This window comes from Paracoccus sp. FO-3, assembly GCF_006386455.1.
Classification (GTDB): domain Bacteria; phylum Pseudomonadota; class Alphaproteobacteria; order Rhodobacterales; family Rhodobacteraceae; genus Paracoccus; species Paracoccus versutus.
This window is the reverse complement of sequence record NZ_VCBQ01000063.1, coordinates 1-19,132: the sequence shown is the minus strand read 5'-3', so window position 1 is coordinate 19,132 and position 19,132 is coordinate 1. Positions and strand designations below refer to the sequence as shown.

20 protein-coding genes are annotated in these 19,132 nt (G+C 69.4%); 11 read left to right on the top strand and 9 right to left on the bottom strand.

The window, feature by feature from the left end:
• Positions 1-115: 115 nt before the first annotated feature.
• From FE811_RS16980 to FE811_RS16955, 6 genes are all read left to right on the top strand, one after another.
• Complete coding sequence (locus tag FE811_RS16980; protein WP_036758622.1) at positions 116-1,372, top strand: MFS transporter; 1,257 nt, start codon at positions 116-118, stop codon at positions 1,370-1,372.
• Between the two features lie 76 nt (positions 1,373-1,448).
• Entirely contained in the window at positions 1,449-2,642 is a 1,194-nt protein-coding gene (locus FE811_RS16975) for an MFS transporter (RefSeq protein WP_036758620.1), read from the top strand.
• A complete protein-coding gene (locus FE811_RS16970; protein WP_116223201.1) occupies positions 2,635-3,681 on the top strand; it encodes a glycosyltransferase family 4 protein in 1,047 nt (348 codons plus the stop codon). The genes FE811_RS16975 and FE811_RS16970 overlap by 8 nt, the downstream gene beginning before the upstream one ends.
• Positions 3,678-4,292 (top strand): glycosyltransferase family 29 protein, encoded by a 615-nt coding sequence (locus tag FE811_RS16965; RefSeq protein ID WP_116223202.1) that lies wholly within the window; start codon positions 3,678-3,680, stop codon positions 4,290-4,292. Before FE811_RS16970 ends, FE811_RS16965 begins: the two co-directional genes overlap by 4 nt.
• Positions 4,293-4,393: 101 nt before the next feature.
• Complete coding sequence (locus tag FE811_RS16960) at positions 4,394-5,416, top strand: aspartate-semialdehyde dehydrogenase (protein ID WP_036758613.1); 1,023 nt, start codon at positions 4,394-4,396, stop codon at positions 5,414-5,416.
• 106 nt (positions 5,417-5,522) lie between these two features.
• Positions 5,523-7,148: a DUF4139 domain-containing protein gene (locus FE811_RS16955; RefSeq protein WP_116223203.1), complete on the top strand. Its 1,626-nt coding sequence runs from the start codon at positions 5,523-5,525 to the stop codon at positions 7,146-7,148.
• Between the two features lie 298 nt (positions 7,149-7,446).
• On the opposite strand, the gene FE811_RS16950 is transcribed toward FE811_RS16955, so the two are convergent.
• From FE811_RS16950 to FE811_RS16940, 3 genes are all read right to left on the bottom strand, one after another.
• Positions 7,447-8,085 (bottom strand): 5'-methylthioadenosine/S-adenosylhomocysteine nucleosidase, encoded by a 639-nt coding sequence (locus tag FE811_RS16950; RefSeq protein WP_208861668.1) that lies wholly within the window; start codon positions 8,083-8,085, stop codon positions 7,447-7,449.
• A gap of 87 nt (positions 8,086-8,172) precedes the next feature.
• The gene (locus FE811_RS16945) at positions 8,173-9,768 is read right to left on the bottom strand and encodes a PAS-domain containing protein (RefSeq protein WP_116223205.1); all 1,596 of its coding nucleotides are present in this window, start codon (positions 9,766-9,768) and stop codon (positions 8,173-8,175) included.
• A gap of 75 nt (positions 9,769-9,843) precedes the next feature.
• Positions 9,844-11,187: an ActS/PrrB/RegB family redox-sensitive histidine kinase gene (locus FE811_RS16940; RefSeq protein WP_139293963.1), complete on the bottom strand. Its 1,344-nt coding sequence runs from the start codon at positions 11,185-11,187 to the stop codon at positions 9,844-9,846.
• An 89-nt stretch (positions 11,188-11,276) separates the two neighbouring features.
• Between FE811_RS16940 and FE811_RS16935 the strand changes: the two genes are divergently transcribed.
• The 3 genes from FE811_RS16935 (at position 11,277) to FE811_RS16925 (ending at position 12,909) form a co-directional block, all read left to right on the top strand.
• Complete coding sequence (locus FE811_RS16935) at positions 11,277-11,918, top strand: SCO family protein (RefSeq protein WP_116223300.1); 642 nt, start codon at positions 11,277-11,279, stop codon at positions 11,916-11,918.
• A 52-nt stretch (positions 11,919-11,970) separates the two neighbouring features.
• A complete protein-coding gene (locus tag FE811_RS16930; RefSeq protein ID WP_036758606.1) occupies positions 11,971-12,519 on the top strand; it encodes an ActR/PrrA/RegA family redox response regulator transcription factor in 549 nt (182 codons plus the stop codon).
• 81 nt (positions 12,520-12,600) lie between these two features.
• Positions 12,601-12,909 carry an H-NS family nucleoid-associated regulatory protein gene (locus FE811_RS16925; protein ID WP_036758604.1) on the top strand — a complete coding sequence of 103 codons (309 nt, stop codon included), beginning with the start codon at positions 12,601-12,603 and terminating at the stop codon, positions 12,907-12,909.
• A gap of 44 nt (positions 12,910-12,953) precedes the next feature.
• On the opposite strand, the gene FE811_RS16920 is transcribed toward FE811_RS16925, so the two are convergent.
• From FE811_RS16920 to FE811_RS16910, 3 genes are all read right to left on the bottom strand, one after another.
• Positions 12,954-13,562 carry an HD domain-containing protein gene (locus FE811_RS16920; protein WP_116223206.1) on the bottom strand — a complete coding sequence of 203 codons (609 nt, stop codon included), beginning with the start codon at positions 13,560-13,562 and terminating at the stop codon, positions 12,954-12,956.
• 147 nt (positions 13,563-13,709) lie between these two features.
• Positions 13,710-14,234 (bottom strand): protein-export chaperone SecB, encoded by a 525-nt coding sequence (gene secB, locus FE811_RS16915; RefSeq protein WP_036758599.1) that lies wholly within the window; start codon positions 14,232-14,234, stop codon positions 13,710-13,712.
• 49 nt (positions 14,235-14,283) lie between these two features.
• The gene (locus FE811_RS16910; protein WP_116223207.1) at positions 14,284-14,853 is read right to left on the bottom strand and encodes an FxsA family protein; all 570 of its coding nucleotides are present in this window, start codon (positions 14,851-14,853) and stop codon (positions 14,284-14,286) included.
• A 114-nt stretch (positions 14,854-14,967) separates the two neighbouring features.
• Between FE811_RS16910 and FE811_RS16905 the strand changes: the two genes are divergently transcribed.
• Complete coding sequence (locus FE811_RS16905; protein WP_072462134.1) at positions 14,968-15,624, top strand: Tim44/TimA family putative adaptor protein; 657 nt, start codon at positions 14,968-14,970, stop codon at positions 15,622-15,624.
• 3 nt (positions 15,625-15,627) lie between these two features.
• Complete coding sequence (locus FE811_RS16900; protein WP_116223208.1) at positions 15,628-16,224, top strand: Smr/MutS family protein; 597 nt, start codon at positions 15,628-15,630, stop codon at positions 16,222-16,224.
• Here the strand turns inward: FE811_RS16900 and FE811_RS16895 are convergent.
• From FE811_RS16895 to hslU, 3 genes are read right to left on the bottom strand one after another with little or no spacing between them, the layout of a single operon-like run.
• On the bottom strand, positions 16,221-17,294 hold the full coding sequence (locus tag FE811_RS16895) for an alpha/beta hydrolase (protein WP_116223209.1): 1,074 nt from the start codon (positions 17,292-17,294) through the stop codon (positions 16,221-16,223). The genes FE811_RS16900 and FE811_RS16895 overlap by 4 nt on opposite strands.
• 60 nt (positions 17,295-17,354) lie before the next feature.
• Positions 17,355-17,531: a PLD nuclease N-terminal domain-containing protein gene (locus FE811_RS16890; RefSeq protein ID WP_072462136.1), complete on the bottom strand. Its 177-nt coding sequence runs from the start codon at positions 17,529-17,531 to the stop codon at positions 17,355-17,357.
• Positions 17,532-17,585: 54 nt separating this feature from the next.
• Positions 17,586-18,890 (bottom strand): ATP-dependent protease ATPase subunit HslU, encoded by a 1,305-nt coding sequence (gene hslU, locus FE811_RS16885; RefSeq protein ID WP_072462137.1) that lies wholly within the window; start codon positions 18,888-18,890, stop codon positions 17,586-17,588.
• Positions 18,891-19,132 lie beyond the last annotated feature (242 nt).

The window sequence follows — 19,132 nt, the reverse complement described above, 5'->3', positions numbered from 1 at the left end:
CCCCGCATGGCGTTGAAACCCAAGGCTAGCGCCGCCGCCCGATTCAGGCAATCGACGCCATTGACGCGGCCCCCGGCCGGGCGCAGGAATTGCAGGCTGCGAGAGGGAGGGCAACATGACCAAGGCAATGCGCGCGCCGCTGTTCACGCCGGTGCTGATCGGCGGCTCGATCATCCTGCTGATCAACTTTGCCCTGCGGGCCAGCTTCGGCGTCTTCCAGATCCCGATCGCGCAGGAATTCGACTGGCCGCGGGCCGAGTTCAGCATGGCCATCGCCATCCAGAACCTGGCCTGGGGCATCGGCCAGCCGATCTTCGGCGCCCTGGCCGAGCGCTGGGGCGACCGCTGGTCGGTCATCATCGGCGCCTTCCTTTACTCCGCCGGGCTGATCCTGACGGCCTATGCGACCGACCCGCTGGCCATGCAGCTGCTGGAGGTCATGGTCGGCTTCGGCATCGCCGGCACCGGCTTCGGCGTCATCCTGGCGGTGATCGGCCGGGCCGCCAGCGACGAGAACCGCAGCCTGGCGCTGGGGATCGGCACCGCCGCCGGCTCGGCCGGGCAGGTCTTCGGCGCGCCCCTGGCCGAGGTGCTGCTGATGCACTACCCGTGGCAGAGCGTCTTCGTCATCTTCGGCGTGATCGTGCTGGCCTGCCTGTTCTTCCTGCCCATGCTGGGCAGCGGCAAGCCCGCCAGCCGCAGCGAGCTGGAAGAAAGCATGGGCTCGGTGCTGAAGCGCGCCTTCACCGACCCCTCCTATCTGATGATCTTTGCCGGCTTCTTTTCCTGCGGCTACCAGCTGGCCTTCATCACCGCGCATTTCCCCGCCATGGTGACCGAGATGTGCGGGCCGATCAGCCCCATGGGCACGCTGGCCAGCATCGGCATCACCACCACCTCGACGCTGGGGGCGGCCGCGATCTCGCTGATCGGGCTGGCGAATATCGCCGGCTCGATCTTTGCCGGCTGGCTGGGCAAGCGCTATACCAAGAAATACCTGCTGGCCGGGATCTATACCCTGCGCACCATCGCCGCCGCCGCCTTCATCCTGATGCCGATCACGCCCACCAGCGTCATCGTCTTTTCGCTGGTGATGGGCGGGCTGTGGCTGGCCACGGTGCCGCTGACCTCGGGGCTGGTCGCCTATATCTACGGGCTGCGCTACATGGGCACGCTTTACGGCTTCGTGTTCCTGAGCCACCAGATCGGCTCGTTCCTGGGCGTGTGGCTGGGCGGCAAGCTCTATGACATCTATGGCGACTACACCATGGTCTGGTGGGTCGGCGTGGGCGTCGGCGCCTTCAGCGCGCTGATCCACCTGCCGGTGCGCGAGGCGCCGGCCCGGCTGGAGGGTGCCGCGAAAACCGCCTGATCCGGCCCGCGGGGGCCATTGCGTCCCGCCGGGCAATCGACAAATCTCGGCCCGGTGCAGCGGAGGGGGACGGTTCATGCGCGCATTGCTGTCGGCGGGGATCATCAGCCTGATCCTGGCCTATACGCTCAGTCAGTTCTACCGCGCCTTCCTGGCCGTGCTGTCGCCGGTCTTGCAGGCCGAGCTGGGGGCAGGGCCCGAGGATCTGGCGATCTCGTCGGGGATGTGGTTCCTGACCTTCGCGCTGATGCAGATCCCCATCGGCGGCGCGCTGGACCGCGCCGGGCCGCGCCGCACGGTGGCCGTGCTGCTGGCGCTGGGGGGCGCGGGCGGGGCGGCGGTCTTTGCCCTGGCGCAGGCGCCCTGGCACCTGCATGTCGCGCTGGCGCTGATGGGGATCGGCTGCGCGCCGGCGCTGATGGGCAGCTACTACATCTTTGCCCGCAACTATCCGGCGGCGCTGTTCGGCACCCTGGCGGGCGCGGTGGTCGGCTTTGGCTCGATGGGCAACATCCTGGGCGCCGCGCCCTTGGTCTGGGCGACCGAGGCCTTCGGCTGGCGCGAGACGCTGTGGGCGCTGGCCGGGGTCACGCTGGCGGTGGCACTGGCGATCCTGGCCTTTACCCGCGACCCGGAACGGCTGGCCGCCACCGCGCCGCGCGGATCGCTGGCCGAGATCCTGCGGCTGCGGCCGCTATGGTTCATCCTGCCGCTGTTTTCCGTGAACTATGCCGCCTCGGCCGCGATCCGCGGCCTTTGGGCCGGGCCCTACATGGCCGAGGTCCACGGCGCCTCGGACCAGCTGATCGGCTGGGCGACGCTGGCCATGGGCGTGGCCATGGTGGTCGGCAGTTTCCTGGTCGGGCCGGCGACGCGGCTGGTCGGCTCGATCCGGCGGCTGGCGCTGATCGCCAATGCCGCGGGCGTGGCGGTCATGGCCGGGCTGTGGCTGTTTCCGGCCGAGGGCGTGGCGCTGTCGGTGGCGCTGCTGGCGCTGGTCGGGCTGTCGGGCGCGACCTATACCGTGCTGATGGCGCATGGCCGGGCCTTCCTGCCCCCGCACCTGGTGGGGCGGGGCGTCACCTTCCTCAACCTGTTCTCGATCGGCGGGGCCGGGGTGCTGCAATTCACCTCGCGCCCGGTCTATCGCTGGGCCAGCGCCCACGGCACCCCGGCCGAGGCTTACTCGACCCTGTTCCTGTTCTTCCTGATTCCGCTTACGGTGGGGTTCCTGCTGTATTTCCTGACGCCCGAGACCCCCGATGCCTGAGATACCCGCCGACCGGATCGACGTGGTCGCCCCGAACCTGAAACGCCGCCTGTCGGGCGTGACGGCGACCGTGGTGCGGCTGATCCCGGTGCAGGCCGGGATGATCGGCATCGTCGCCACCGGCCCCGGCCTGCCGCCCGGCCTACCGCATATCCCGCTGGCCCGCGCCGCGCTGCTGCCGCGCAACCGCTGGCGGGTCTGGCACGCCCGGCGCAACACGGAGATGGCGCTGGGGCTGGTGCTGCGGCATGTGCTGCGGCGGCGCTACCGGCTGCTCTTCACCTCGGCCTCGCAGCGCCGGCACAGCCGCTATACGAAATGGCTGATCTCGCGGATGGACGCACTGGTGGCGACCTCGGCCAGGGGCGCGGCCTATCTGGAGCGTCCGGCCCGCGTGATCCACCACGGCATCGATACCGACGGCTTCGCGCCCCCCGCCGACCGGGCCGCGCTGCGCGCAAGCCTGGGCCTGCCGCCGGACCAGGTGCTGGTCGGCTGCTACGGCCGCATCCGGGCGCAAAAGGGCACCGGCGATTTCGTGCAGGCGATGCTGGCCCTGCTGCCCTCGCGCCCCGGCGTGACCGCGCTGGTCATGGGCCGGGCCACGGAAAAGCACCGCGCCTATCTGGCGGACCTGAAGGCGCAGGTGGCCGGGGCGGGCCTGTCCCAGCGCATCCTGTTCCCGCCCGAGGTGCCGGTGGACCGGATGGCGGCATGGTATGGCGCGCTGGACCTGTATGTCGCGCCGCAACGCTGGGAGGGCTTCGGCCTGACCCCGCTGGAGGCCATGTCCTGCGGCGTTCCCGTGGTGGCGACCCGCGTCGGCGCCTTCGAGGAACTGGTCCGGGACGGCGTGACCGGCAGCCTGGTCCCGCCCGAGGACCAGCCCGCCATGCAGGCCGCCGTCGCGCGCTGGCTGGACGACGATGCCGCGCGGCAGGCGGCGGGGCAGGCGGCCCGCGCCCATGTCGCGGCGAACCACGCCATCGAGACCGAGGCCCGCGCCCTGGTCGAGGTCTATCGCGGGCTGCTGTCGTGAACCGGCTCGGCTTCCTGGTCGCCCGCACCCTGCGGGATGAGGGCGCGCTGCAACGTCTCTCGGCGCCGCAATCCGCGCTTCTGGACGATCTGGCGGGCAAGCGTGTCGCGCTGGTCGGCAATGCCCGCGCGCTGGCCGAGGCCCGGCACGGCGCGCAGATCGACGCCGCCGACCTGGTGATCCGCATCAATCGCGCGCCGATGCCCTCGGCCGAAAGCCACGGCAGCCGCACCGACTGGCTGGCGCTGGCGGTGCGGCTTTCGGATGCCGACCGCGCCCGCATCGCGCCCGCGCGCCTTTTGTGGATGTCGCCCAAGCGCAAGCGGCTGGACTGGCGCACCGCCTCCAGCCCCGGTTTCTACCTGCACCCGCTGGCGGATTACCGGGCGCTGATGGCGCGGCTGGGCGCCCCGCCCACCACCGGCGCGATGATGATCGACCTGATCGCGCGCTCGCAAATGGCGCGGCTGGAGCTTTACGGCTTCGATTTCTTCGCCTCGCTCTCGCTTTCCGGCCGGCGGACCGCCGAGCAGGTTCCCCATGATTTCAAAGGCGAATCCGAATGGGTGCGGGAACTCATCCTGGCAGATCGCCGGATTCTTCGGCATTAAGCCGAAATCCTGCCAGATCAGCGGGCGTTTTAACGAAATCTCGCTTTCCCTTTGCCGCAATACCCCCTATATCGCGGCGTCCTTTGTTGAAGGAGACCCCAATGGGCTACAAGGTCGTTGTCGCCGGCGCCACGGGGAACGTGGGCCGTGAAATGCTGAACATCCTGGCCGAGCGCCAGTTTCCTGCTGATGAGGTTGTCGCTCTGGCTTCGCGCCGGAGCATTGGCACTGAGGTCAGCTATGGCGACAAGACCTTGAAATGCAAGGACATCGAGGGTTTCGACTTCACCGGCTGCGACATCGCGCTGTTCGCCATCGGCTCGGACGCGACCAAGACCTATGCGCCCATCGCCGCCTCGCAGGGCTGCGTGGTGATCGACAACTCGTCGCTCTATCGCTACGACCCCGAGATCCCGCTGGTCGTGCCCGAGGTGAACCCGGACGCGGTCGAGGATTACCGCAACAAGATGATCATCGCGAACCCCAACTGCTCGACCGCGCAGATGGTGGTGGCGCTGAAGCCGCTGCATGACCGTGCCCGCATCAAGCGCGTGGTCGTCTCGACCTACCAATCGGTCTCGGGCGCCGGCAAAGAGGGCATGGACGAGCTGTGGAACCAGACCAAGGGCGTCTATGTTCCGGGCCAGGAAGTCGAGCCGAAGAAGTTCCAAAAGCAGATCGCCTTCAACGTGATCCCGCAGATCGACGTCTTCCTGGACAGCGGCGACACCAAGGAAGAATGGAAGATGGTGGTCGAGACCAAGAAGATCGTCGATCCGGCGATCAAGGTCACGGCGACCTGCGTGCGCGTGCCGGTCTTCGTCGGCCATTCGGAATCGGTGAACATCGAATTCGAGGATTTCCTGGACGAGGACGAGGCCCGCGACATCCTGCGCGAGGCGCCGGGCATCCTGGTCATCGACAAGCGCGAGCCGGGCGGCTACTCGACCCCGGTGGAATGCGTGGGCGATTTCGCCACCTTCGTCAGCCGCATCCGCCAGGACGTGACGGTGGAAAACGGCCTGAACATGTGGATCGTCAGCGACAACCTGCGCAAGGGCGCGGCGCTGAACGCAGTGCAGATCGCCGAGCTTCTGGGCAATCGCTGCCTGAAGAAAGGCTGATCCGATACGGATATGTGAGGGCGCCCCCGCGGGTTTCGCGGGGGCGCCCTCTTGCATTTCGGGGCCCCCTCGCGGACCTTGGCCGGGTCATGACAAGGGGGGCCCGATGCGCCATCTGCTGATTTCCACCGCCATCCTGCTGGCCGGCCCCGCCCTGGCCGATCGGATCGAGACCGTGGCCCGCGTCACCGATGTCACCGTCTATCCCTGGGGTGCCGGCGTCACCCGCGAGGCGACGCTGGACCTGCCCGCCGGCGCGCATGAGCTGGTGATCCCCGGCATGCCCGCGGGCATCGACCCCGCCAGCCTGCGCATTGCGGCCGAAGGCGCGGTGATCGGCGCGACCGGCCTCCAGCAGGAACGCGCCTTGCCGGAAACCCCGGCGAAATCCCCCGAATTGCGCGCGGCCGAGGATGAGGTCCGCCGCCTGAAAGCCGCGCTGGCCGAACGCGATGCCGGCGTGGCCGAGATCAAGGCGCGGGCCGAGGCGGCCGAGGACAGCATCGACTTCCTGATGAAGCTGGCCGAATCCGACGCTGCCGGCACCGCCGACATCGCGACGCTGGCCCGCGTGGTGGGCGAACAGCTGTTGCAGGCCCGCCAGACCGCGATCCGCGCCGGGCTGGAAGCCGAGGCCGCCGATGCCGGCCGCGAGGAGCTGGCCGACGAATTGGCCCGCGCCGAGGCCCGGCTCGAGGCACTGCGCGGCCCGGATGCGGATCGCGGCGCGCTGGTGATCGCCGTGCAGGGCCAGGGCCAGCCCGCCCGCATCCGCATCACCAGCCTGACCGGCGCGGCCAGCTGGGAGCCGGTCTACGACCTGTCCCTGCAGCGCAAGGAGGGCAGGCTGCGGCTGGATCGCGGCTTGCTGGTGCGGCAGGACACCGGCGAGGACTGGCGCGGCGTGCATCTGGTGCTGTCCACCGCCCGGCCGATGGACCAGTCGGCGCCCAGCGAATTGCAGCCGGACTTCCCCCGCATCGGCGAGTCCGAGGCCAAGCTTTACAGCCGCTCGGCCGCACCCATGGCCGAAGCCGCCATGGATTCGATGGAACGCGCGGCAGCCGCGCCGGCACCCGTGGCCGGCTCGGCCCTGGCGGGCATGGTGGGCGAGACCGTGGTCTACGACTATCCGACGCCGGTAGACATGCGCGCCGGCGCCGATGCGCTGCGCCTGCCGCTGGATTCGCACGAGCTGGCGCCCGAGATCGTCGCCGAGGCGGTGCCGCGCCGCGACGACACCGCCTATCTGGTGGCGGATACGGTGAACTCCACCGGGGCGGTGATCCTGCCCGGCGACGCGACCTTTCATGCCGACGGCGCCATGGTCGGGCGCGGCGCGCTGGAACTGACCGCCGCCGGGGACGACATGAAGCTGGGCTTCGGCCCGCTGACCGGCATCAAGCTGGAACGCCGCATCCCCGACGAGATCGAGGGCAATCGCGGGCTGATCTCGAAATCCTCGGAGCGGCGGGAAACCGCGATCCTGCGGCTGCGCAACCTGACGGGCGAGGAATGGCCGCTGCGGGTGATCGACCGCGTGCCGGTCTCGACCCAGGAAAACCTGCGCATCGACTGGTCCGCCGATCCCAGCCCCGACGAGACCGACCCCGAGGGCAAGCGCGGGCTGCTGGTCTGGAACGGCAGCATCGGCGCGGGCGAGGAGCGCATCATCACCCTGACCACCACGCTGCGCTGGCCCGAGGGGCAGGTGCTGGTCGGCGGCGACTAGGCGCCTGGCCCGCCGCCGGCAAGGGGGGGCGAGGGCTGGTCAAGCCCTTCCCGCTTTCGGTCGACGGGTCGATGATGCGCAACCACGCGATGATCGAGATCGCCGGCGACGATGCCGCAGCCCTTGTCGCCGCGGTTGTGCTGGGCGATGGCGCCATCCCGCAAGGCACCGGCCGGCGCATCTTGCCGCAGGCCGGCTTTGCCCCGATGGCGCGCGCCCTGCGACGCGGCAAGGGCACCGGACGGGCTGGACGCGGGCGCGCCATGCCTCTCGCCGGGGCCGCGAAGGACGGCACCACCTACAGCGCCAGTTCGCCCCGCTCCAGCGCCTCGGCCAGCCGGTCCACGGCCTCGGCCAGGCGCTCATCGACCAGGTGCAGGTAGCGCGTCCAGTCCGAGAGCTGCGCCAGTTCCTCGGCCCCGTCCGAAATGCCGCGCAGCCCGATCAGCGGCAGGTCGAAGCGCTGGCAGGCGCGCAGCACCGCGAAGCTTTCCATATCGACCATCTCGGCGGCAATGGCGTCATAGCCGGCGCCGCTGACGATGCTGGCCCCGGTCGCCAGGCTGGCCGCGGCGATGCCGGGGATCCGCAAGGGCAGTTCGACGCGCACCGGCAGGCCCAGAAGCGGCGTCTCGCCCCTGGCGAAACCCAGGGCCGAGGCATCCATGTCGCGATATTCCAGCGAGGCGACCTGGTAGATGCCCAGCTGCGCCAGCCGGCGCGAACCGGCCGAGCCCAGCGAGACCACCAGATCCGGCAACTCGCCCCGCGCCTGAAGGCCCGAGAGCGCCGCGGTGAGCGCCACCGCCGCCTCGACCGGGCCGACGCCGGTCATCAGCGGCGAAATCCGCGCCCGCAGTTGCGGGCCGTATTCGGCATCCACGGCCATGACGAACAGCACCCGCCGCCCGGCCAGGACATCCGGCCCCGCGGTCACGACCGCCCCCTTGCATCCGCCATCCATGATCCCTTTCCGACAGTTTTCGCAAGGGAAGCGCAGCCGCGCCCGCAGGGCAAGACCCGATCAGCCGGTCAGGGCGCGCTGCATCGCGGCAGATGCCGCGGGCTCGGGCTTGTCGGCGGCGCGCGGCGCCTCGCGCCCCATCGGCAGGGGCGGCATCGGGGCGGCAAAGCTCAGCAGCAGGCGCGCGCCGGACAGGCCGCGCAGCCCCCAGGACAAGAGCCCGCCCGCCGGCCCGGCCATGGCCCCGCGCAGCGGCTCGTCCGGCAGCGCCGCGTTCAGCGCGTCGCGCAGGGCGACCAGGCCGGGGCTTGCGCCGCAGGCCTGGGCCCAGACCTGCACATGGCCCTCCAGCGTGGCGGGCGCCGCCGCGCCCCACAGCTCGGCATAGCGGCGGTTCGAGATCAGCAGCTCGCCATTGGCGGTAAAGACCGCCACCGCATCCTCCAGCGCGTCCAGCACCTCGGCGCCCAGCGACAGGTCGGCGCGGAACTTGCGAGTCAGCGAGATTTCCGAGGTGATGTCCTCGAACAGGAAGGCGACCGCGCCGTCGGGATGCGGCCGGCCGGTCACGCGATAGGTCTGCCCGCCGGGCAGCGACCACATCTCGACATGGTGCCCCGAGGAGGCGGCGGCCTCCAGCGTGTTCATCTGGTTGCGCCAGCTGCGGTAATCCTTGGGCTCGGGCACCATCCGCGCCTCGCGCAGCCGGTCGAGAAAGGCGTAAAGCGTCGGCCGCGCGGTCAGGAAGCCGGTGGCAAGCCCGGTCAGGTCGATCAGCGCCGGGTTGAACAGCTGCAGGTTGCGCTCGCGGTCGAAGATCGCCAGCCCGATGGGCAGGTCGGCAAAGGTCTTGGTCAGGGTCTGGACGAATTCGCGCAACGAGCGTTCGGCCCGCACCGCCGCATCGGCGGGCAGGGCAATGGCCACGGTTTGCCCGCCGATCTCGTGCAGGTGGCAATCATACCAGCGGCTTTGCCCGTCATGGTCGATCTGCATCCGCCGCGCGCCGCCGGGGGCGGCGGGCTGGACCGGCCGCGCCGACAGGTCGATGATGCGGGGCAGCGGCCAGACCGTCTGCCCCTGGGCCTTGGCCTCGACCAGGTTCAGATAGGCCGAATTGGCCCAAGTGACCTGCCCCAGCAAATCCTGCCGCCAGGCCAGCATCGGCGAATGGTCCATGGCGCTGCGCAGGATTTCCAGCTCCTGCTCCATCGCGTGCAGGGACAGCGAATCGACCAGGATGCCGGCATCCTCGGCCGCGGGGTCGGCAAGCGTCAGCCGCAGCAGCCCTTCGCCCAGATCCTCGGCCAGAAGCCGCAGCGGGCTGTGGCCGCCGTGCTCTGTCAGCTCGACCCGCGCGGCGCCGCCCAGGTCGGGCAGCAGCGCGCTGAATTCCGGCAGGCGCATGCCCAGCCATGCGCTGAGCCGCTGCCATTCGCTGTCGCCGGGCAGGCTGGCCAGCAGGGTGCGCGCCGGCACGGTGGCATCGACCAGCGTCCCGTCGCGAAACAGGAAGGCGATCGGTTCAAGCGCACGCTCCAATCCGCGCGCCACCGGCGCCCCGGCAAGGCCCCGGTCCGCCAGCCGAAGCCACGCCAGCGCCAGCAGGACCGCCAGCCCCGCCGCCGCGAAGGCGATAAGGAATTGCGCAACCATCGAAACATCCCCGCACGATACAGCCATCTACAACTATAGCGGGATAGTTTAAGAAGTGGTTAACGCGGCTGGAGATCAGGCCAGAATCTCGGGATTGGGGCCCAGGGGGATACGATCCTGGGCCTCGATCATGTCGCGCGGCCATGTCACCAGGATCTCGGCCCCGCCCTTGGCGCCATTGGCAAAGCGCAGCCGCGCGCCCGAGCGTTCCAGCAGCGCCTTGGCGATGAACAGGCCCAGCCCCATGCCTTCGTAGCTGCGGCCGTCCTCGGCCCGCGGCCGGGTGGTCAGGAAGGGGCTGCCGATGCGCGGCAGCAGCGCGGGGGGAAAGCCCGGCCCGTCGTCGGCGATCCGCACCCACAGGTCGCGGCGGTCGGCGCCGGTCTCGATGGTCACGCGGCGGGCGGCGAAATCGACGGCGTTCTGGATCAGGTTGCGCAGCCCGTGGATCACCGCGGCGTCGCGCTGGACGATCAGCGGCTCGGGCGGGGGCTGGACCATGATCTCGGCGCCGCGGCCGCGATGGGGGGCGGCGGCCTCGGCCAGCACCTCGGTCAGCGGGGCCGAGCGGATCAGCAGGTCGTCGCGCCCGGCGCTGCCCATGGATTTCAGGATGTCGCGGCAGCGGTCGGCGGATTGGCGCAGCAGGGCCACGTCCTCGGCCAGATCCTCGCGCTCGGGCAGGGCCTCGTCCAGCTCGTCCGCCAGCTCGGCGCTGACCAGCTTGATCGTGGCCAGGGGCGTGCCCAGCTCATGCGCGGCGGCGGCGACCACGCCGCCCAGATGCTGCAGCCTCTGCTCGCGCTCAAGCGCAAGGCGGGCGGCGAACAGCGCGTCCGAGGTGGCGTTGACCTGGGCCGCGACCAGCCGGGCATAGCCGGCAAAGAACACCGCGCCGATCACAATGGCGAACCAGTGGCCGACCAGCAGCGGCTCGCGCAGCGTGACCAGGCCGCCGGCGCCGAAGGTCAGCGGCTGGGCGCAGATCGCCGACAGCGTGACCATCAGGAAGGTTGCGGCCCCCAGCGCCAGCAGCTGCCGCGGCGGCAGGGCGGTGGCGGCGACCGTCACCGGCGCCAGCAAAAGCAGGGCGAAAGGGTTCGAGAGCCCGCCGGTCAGCGCCAGCAGCGCCGCCACCTGCCCCAGGTCGAAGCCCAGCTGCCAGGCCGCCTCGCGGGCCGAGATGCGCCGATCCGGCCGCATCGTCAGCGCCAGGTTCAGCGCCACCGCCAGGCCGATCACCGCCAGCACCGCCGCCAGCGGGAAATCCGCCCCGATCACCAGCGCCGCGCCGACGGCGGCCAGCTGTCCCGCGATCGCCACCCAGCGCAGCAGGATCAGGGTGCGCAGGCGGATCGGCTCGGGCGCGGGCTGGCCGGGCAGCAGGTCGATGCGGTGGGAAACAAGGCCGAGGGGCACGCTGGGACTTCCTGATGGGACGGGCTTTTGCATTGATACCCATGGCCGGATGGGCGATCAATGCGTCCAAGCGGACGGAGACGCGCCTGATGGGCAAAGACGGAACGATCCTGATCCTCGGCAGCCTGGCCGCGGCCCTGGTGCTGGTGACGGGCGGGCTGTGGCTGTCGCGCGGCGCGGCCGATCCCTTTGCCCCCTGCCGCCAGGGCGGGGTGCAGGGCGGGCTGGACAGCCTGGGCGCGCCCTTCGAGCTGACGGACCAGGACGGGCGGCGAGTCAGCGACCGGCAGGTGCTGGCGCAGCCGGCGCTGCTTTATTTCGGCTATACCTATTGCCCGGATGTCTGCCCGCTGGACAGCGCCCGCAATGCCGAGACAGTGGCGATGCTGGAGGAACGGGGAATGACGGTCACGCCGGTCTTCATTTCCGTCGATCCCAAACGCGACACGCCCGAGGTGCTGGGCGATTTTACCCAGGCCATGCACGAACGGATGATCGGATTGACCGGAACCGCGGCCGAGATTGATGCGGTCGCGAAAGCCTGGCGCAACTATTACAAGGTGAATGACCAGGAAGATCCGCAGAACTATCTGGTGGATCACATGACCAATACCTATCTTGTGATTCCCGGCATCGGCACTGTCGAGCTCTTCGGCCGCGAGCTTTCCGCGCAGCAACTTGCGGAACGCACCGCCTGTTTCATTGACGCGGCGTCAGGCAACGGGGTTTGACCGACTGGACAAAACACTCTAATCAACAGTGAACTTTCAAGGGCAAGTGAATATGGCAGAGGATTACCAAATCGGCCCCGACCCCAGCCTGCTGCTGGTCGACGACGACGAGATCTTTCTGAACCGTTTGGCCCGTGCGATGGAAAAACGCGGCTTCTCGGTCGCCCGCGCCGCCTCGGTCGCCGAGGCACGGACGGCGGTGGCCGAACACCCGCCCGCCTATGCGGTGGTCGATCTGCGGCTCGAGGATGGGAACGGGCTCGATGTGGTGGATGCCCTGCGCGAGGCGCGCGAGGATGCCCGGATCGTCGTGCTGACCGGCTATGGCGCCATCGCGACGGCGGTGGCCGCGGTCAAGATGGGGGCGACGGATTACCTGTCGAAACCGGCGGATGCCGACGACGTGACCCATGCGCTGCTGGCGCGGGGCGACACTTTGCCGCCCCCCCCCGAAACGCCGATGTCGGCCGACCGGGTGCGCTGGGAACATATCCAGCGCGTCTATGAGCAATGCGACCGCAATGTCAGCGAAACGGCGCGCCGGCTGCATATGCACCGGCGGACTCTCCAGCGGATTTTGGCCAAACGCAGCCCGCGTTAATAATCCGGTTCTCAAAAAAGATTGCAATTCATATTGGAATGCAAATAGTGAGAACATACTGCCAAAACCAAGGATAAAGATATGAGCATAGACCTGGACGCAATGTCCTTGCGGGAACTTCGGGATCTGCGCAACAAGCTCGACCGTGCCATTTCCACCTTCGAGGACCGCCGCAAGCGCGAGGCGCTGGCGGCTGCCGAAAGTGCGGCGCGCGAATTTGGCTTCAACCTTGCCGACCTGACCGTCGCCAAGCAGGCGCGCGGCAAGGTGGCGCCGAAATACGCCAATCCCGCCGATCCCTCGCAGACCTGGACCGGCCGCGGCCGCAAGCCGCGCTGGGTGCAAGAGGCGCTGGATGCCGGCAAGAAACTGGACGCCATGGAAATCTGAGCCCATCGCCCCGCATCCAGGATGCGGGGCTTTTTCGTCCGGGATCACGCTTTGCGGTCGATTTCCGCAATAAGCTGGGTAAAGCGCGATAAAAACGCATTGCGCGTTTCCAGGGGCGGGCGCAGGCGTATTTCCAGCCCCTGCAGCAATTCCGGCCGGGGCGCGGGAAACAGGCGGTCCGCCTCGGCCCTGGAAAACCCGGCGATCTGCACGGCCTCCAGCCAGGCCGAGATGCGGTCGGCCCGCTTGATCGCGCGCTTCACCACCGCCGGCAATTGCGCGGGCAGGCCGAAGCGGCGGTGGATCGCCGCGGCCAGCCGCGCATCCATTTCCCCGTATTCCCGCCCAAGCGCCGCCTTCACCGGCGAGATCATGTCGCCGATGACATATTCCGGCGCATCGTGCAGCAGTGCCGCCAGCCGCCAGCGCAGCTCGCAATCGGGGTTGCTGCGGGCGTGGATTTCCTCGACCAGCAGCGAATGCTCGGCCACGCTATAGGCCCAGTCGCCGCGGGTCTGGCCGTTCCAGCGCGCGACGAAGGCAAGGCCATGGGCGATGTCGCCGATCTCGACATCCATGGGCGTCGGGTCCAGAAGATCCAGCCTGCGCCCCGACAGCATCCTCTGCCAGGCCCGTTTCGCGCCTTTCGCCATGCCGCTCTCCGTCTTGTGCCGCGCGAAACTAGCGCCATCCCGCCGGCCGCGCCAGCGCCGCCTGGACGGGTGCGCCGGGCAAGCGAAAGGCCCGCGACCGGGGGGCCGCGGGCCGATGGGGGCCTGCCTCACGCAGAAGTGATCGGCTCAGGACAGCGGCTGGTCGGCCGGCCGCTGGGCCTGCGCCCGGCGCGCGATTTCCTGGCGGTAAAGCGCCACGAAATCCACCGGGTCCATGTTGAAGGGCGGGAAGCCGCCGTCGCGGGTCATGTCCGACACGATGCGCCGCACGAAGGGGAACATCATGCGCGGGCATTCGATCATCAGGAAGGGGTGCAGCTGGTCCTCGGGCACGCCCTCGACATGGAAGATGCCGCCGTAATCCAGCTCGCACAGGAACAGGGGCGACTTGTCGGCGGCGTTCGCGGATTGCACGCGGAACTTGCTGATCACCTCGTATTGGTGCTCGGTCGGGCGCTTGCGGGCATCCAGGCTGACCTGCACGCTGATTTCCGGCTGCACCTCGCCCGAGGGCAGGCCCTTTTGCGCCACCGCGTTCTCAAAGGACAGGTCGCGGATATATTGCGTCAGGATCTGCAGCCGCACGGCCGGCTGCGCTGCATTCTGGGCCTCGGACGCGGCGGCGGCGTCGCTGTTGTTCTCGTCGCTCATGGAAATCTCCTCGGATCTGACGGGGTTCTAGCACCCCGCCGCCCGGCGCTCAATGCCGGGTCCAGCCGGAATTGCCACGCCGCGGAGGCGCCGCGTCGCCCTGGTCGGTCAGCCCTTCGCGCACCGGGCCGGGCGGGTCGTCCTGCACCGAATATTCGCCGTCGATCACCCCGTCCTCGCGCCAGCCGGGACCGCGGCGCAAGCCCGCGGGATCGGCGCCGAAATCGCCCTCGGCCCCATAGCTCTGGCGATAGCTGAAGCCGGTGCCCGTCACCCGCATGCGCGCGGCCATCTGCCGCAGGATCAGGCTGCGCACCGCCGGGATCAGCAGCAAAAGCCCCAGCGTGCTGGTGAACAGGCCCGGCACCACCATCAGCAGCCCGGCGATCATCACCAGCGCACCATGTGCCATCGGTCGGGCGGGATCGCGAAAATCCTGCATGGCGCGCTGCACGTCCAGCGCGGCGCGTGCGCCCTGGTGGCGCATCACCGCCACGCCGGCCACGGCCGAGGCCAGGACCAGCGCGATGGTGGGCAGGACGCCGATCGCGCCCCCCACCTGGATGAACAGCGCGATCTCGACGATGGGCAGGATCACGAAGGGCAACAGCAGCCACATAACGCCTTTTTCCTCCGGCACTTTCTATTTCCCGGCGCCCAAACTGGACTTGGGCCGGTCCTCACCCTACATAAGCATGCGAAAGCGCCGTTACAAAGCTCGTTAGGTCCGTTGATGTCGAACCCCCTGCTGCAACTGCTCGTCCTTGGGGCGATCGCCGTGTTCCTGATCCTGCGCCTGCGCGGGGTTCTTGGCACCCGCGACGGATTCGAGCCGCCGCGCGTCCCCGAAGAGCCGGTCCAGCGCCGCCGCTTCGACGTGATCGACGGCACCGCCGAGGCGGGCGACAGCGACATCACCGACCATGCCGAACCAGGCAGCCCCGCCGCCAAGGCGCTGGCCGAGATGAAGCGGGTCGAGCCCGACTTCGCCGTGGGCCCGTTCCTGTCCGGCGCGAAATCCGCCTATGAGATGATCCTGATGGCCTTCGAACGCGGCGACCTGTCCGAGGTGCGCGGCTTCCTGGCGCCGCCGGTGGCCGAAGCGTTCGAATCGGTGATCGAGGATCGCAAGGCCCGCAACCTGACCACCGAGGCGCAGTTCCTGGGCACCCGCGAAACCGCGCTGGCGGGGGCCGAGTTCACCCCGGCGACCGGCATGGCCGAGCTTTCGGTGCGCTTCGTCGGCGAGATGATCGTCGCCACCCGCGACGCCGACGGCAACGTGGTCGAGGGCGACCCCAAGGCCGCCCGCAAGCAGCGCGACACCTGGACCTTCGCCCGCCGCATGGGTCAGGACGACCCGAACTGGCAGCTGGTCGCCACGGCCTGAACCATGGCACGGCGGCGGGGACTCTCGGCCGAGGACAAGGCCCTGTGGTCCCGCGTCGCCGCGACCGCGGTGCCGATGCACCCTGCCCGCAAGCAGGCCGAGCCCGCGCCTGCACCCCAGCCGCTGAAAAAGCCGCCCGCCATGCCGCAGGCCGCGCCCCTGCCGCTGGCCGGGCTGCGGATCGGCGGGCAGCCCGGCTCGGGCTCGACCCGGCTGGACCTGTCGCCGCCCCCGCGCGAGGCGCTGCATGCCCAGCCGCTGCGCATGGATCACAAGACGCATCGCCAGATGAGCCGCGGCAAGCTCGCCCCCGAGGCACGCATCGACCTGCACGGCATGACGCTGGCCGTGGCCCAGCCGGTGCTGATCCGCTTCATCCTGCAAGCCAAGGCCGAAGGGCGGCGGCTGGTGTTGGTCATCACCGGCAAGGGGCGCGAAGGAGGGCCGGACGCGCCGCTGCCGGTCAGGCCGGGCGCGCTGCGCCACAACGTGCCGCATTGGCTGCACATGCCGCCCCTGAACGCCGTGGTGCTGCAAGTCCGCCCCGCGCATCGCCGCCATGGCGGCGAGGGCGCCTATTACGTCTACCTGCGCCGCTAGAAAGCCGGCGAGATCACGATCTGCGCCGCCCGCTCGGCATGCAGCGCCGCGCGGGTCAGCGGCCCGACCCCGCCGCCCACATCCTCGGAAAACACGCTGTTCAGCTCCTGCGCCTGCGCCAGGATGCGCAAGAGCGCGGGCGAGGTCGCCACGTTGAAATGCCCGTCCCCGGTCGAGAAGGCACCGACATCGACCAGCATCACCGGCAGGTCCGCCACGGGCCCGGCATCGGTCAGGCTGCCCAGCCGCACCGGCTCGGCCGAGATCAGCGCCGACAGGTTCAGTGCCCGGTCCCGCCCCGAGGTGAAGATGACGAAGGGCTGCGGCAGCCTGCCGATGGTCCGGACCTGGGTGCGAAACACGCCCACGTCGATGTCGGGCGAAAGCAGGACCACCGCGCCGATCCGGTCCAGGGTGCGGCGCTCGCCCGCGATGGCCATCTGGCGCAGGCTTTCCATCAGCAGCAGGGCGCCCATGGAATGCGCGACCAGGATCGCCCTGCCGCCGCCCGCCTCGGTGGCGATCTCGATGCTGCGCTCAAGCCCGTCGCGGGAATAAAGCACGCTGTCGCGATCCGCGGCATAGGCCAGCGGCTGCCCGCGCGACGGCCATGAGAAATGCAAGGGCACGCCCGGCAGGCTCAGGTCGCGCTCGATCTGGGCAAAGCGATAAAGCCCCTCGGCGAAGGTGTTGTTGTAGCCATGCACGAACAGCACCACGTCGCGGTCGCCCGGCGGGCGGGCGGCGACGGCGCGGCGCAGGTCGGCCTGGAAATCCTCGGGCCGGGCAAAGCGGGCATATTCCGAGACCAGGAAGTCCCGCTGCGGATCGGGCCTCGCGCCCTTGCGGGGATAGGTGATGGTGCCGGGCCGCCGCTCGGGCGGGACCGAGACATCGACCCGGCCAAAGCTGACGCCTTCCTGCCGGCTGCCCTCGGGGGTGCGGTTGGTGGCGACATAGATGCGCTCGACATGGCCAAGGCGCGCCGCTTCTGGGGCGACGGTGATCTCGCCGCGCGGCGCGCAGGCCGCCAGCAGCAGCAACAGCGAAACAAGGATCCGCCCCGGCATGTCCCCCGCCCTTTCGTCTTGCGGGCGACAATGCCACCGCGGCGGGGGCAGGGAAAGCCCTCAGCCGTAATTCGCCTTGGGCCCCGCGAACCACCAGATGATGAAGCCCAGCACCGGCAGGATCGCCACCAGCGCGATCCAGATCAGCTTGGTGGTCATGGTCTCGTTGGTGTTGATGATCGAGGCGATGGCCCAGACATCCAGCACGAAGATGATGATGCCGAAAAGATAGTTCATGCGCGTCCCCCGCCGTTGCGTCATTCCACAACGGCGGGAAGGCGCCAGGGTTCCTTACAGCACGTAGCGCGACAGGTCGGTCGAGCGCGCCAGGTCGCCCAGGTGCTTCTCGACAAAAGCCCCGTCCACCACCACCGTCTCGCCCGAGCGGTCCGGCGCGCTGAAGGACAGCTCCTCGAACACCCGCTCCATCACGGTGTAAAGCCGCCGCGCGCCGATATTCTCGACCGAGCCGTTCACCTCGGCCGCGATGCGCGCCAGCGCCCGGATGCCGTCTTCGGTGAACTGGACCGTCACGCCCTCGGTCGCCATCAGCGCGGTATATTGCCGGGTCAGGGCGTTGTCGGTCTCGGTCAGGATGCGGACGAAGTCCTCTTCGGTCAGCGCGCGCAGCTCGACCCGGATCGGCAGCCGCCCCTGCAATTCCGGCAAGAGGTCCGAGGGCTTGGCGATGTGGAACGCGCCCGAGGCGATGAACAGGATATGATCCGTCCTGACCGGCCCGTATTTCGTGGAAACCGTGGTGCCCTCGATCAGCGGCAAGAGATCGCGCTGCACCCCCTCGCGCGAGACATCGCCGCCGCGGGCGTCGGTCCGCGCGGCCACCTTGTCGATCTCGTCGATGAAGACGATGCCGTTCTCCTGCACCGCCTCCAGCGCGGCGGCCTTGACGGCCTCGTCGTCCAGCAGCTTGTCGGCCTCTTCCGCGATCAGCAGCTCATAGCTTTCCGCCACCGTCACCTTGCGCCGCACCCGGCGCCCGCCGAATGCCTTCATCAACCCCGACAGGTCCATCATCCCGCCGATGGCACCGGGCTGGCCGGGCATCTCCATCATGCCGAAGGGGCTGGAATTGTCCTGCACCTCCAGCTCGATCACGGTGTCGTCCAGCTCGCCGCGCTTGAGCTTGTCGCGGAACATCTCGCGGGTCTGCTCGCGCGCGCCCTCGCCGGCCAGGGCGGCGACCACGCGCTCCTCGGCGGATTTATGGGCGCGGGCCTTGACCTCCTCGCGCATGCGCTCGCGGGTCTCGATGACGGCGGCATCGGCCAGGTCGCGGATGATCTGCTCGACATCGCGGCCGACATAGCCCACTTCGGTGAACTTGGTCGCCTCGACCTTCAGGAAGGGCGCGCGGGCCAGCTTGGCCAGGCGGCGGCTGATCTCGGTCTTGCCGACGCCGGTCGGGCCGATCATCAGGATGTTCTTGGGATAGACTTCGTCGCGCAGGTCGTCGCCCAGCTGCCGCCGGCGCCAGCGGTTGCGCAAGGCCACGGCCACGGCGCGCTTGGCATCCCTTTGCCCGATGATGAAGCGATCCAGTTCGGAGACGATTTCGCGCGGGGTCAGGTCGGACATTCGGGGCTCCTGTCTCATTTCGGCATCACTTAAAGTCCGCGGGGGGCCGATTCAACCAAGCGGCTGGACCCAAGTCCGAATCCGCGCCAGATCGGCCGCCTTTTTCCCCAGGCCAGCAAGGAAGCCGAACATGCGACCGCGTCGCGACCCGTCCGCCGCCCCGATGCTGTCCCGCCGTGCCCTGGCATCGCGGCTGGCCGCGGCTGCCGCGACGCTGGGCTTGGGCCCGCGCGCGGCCGCGG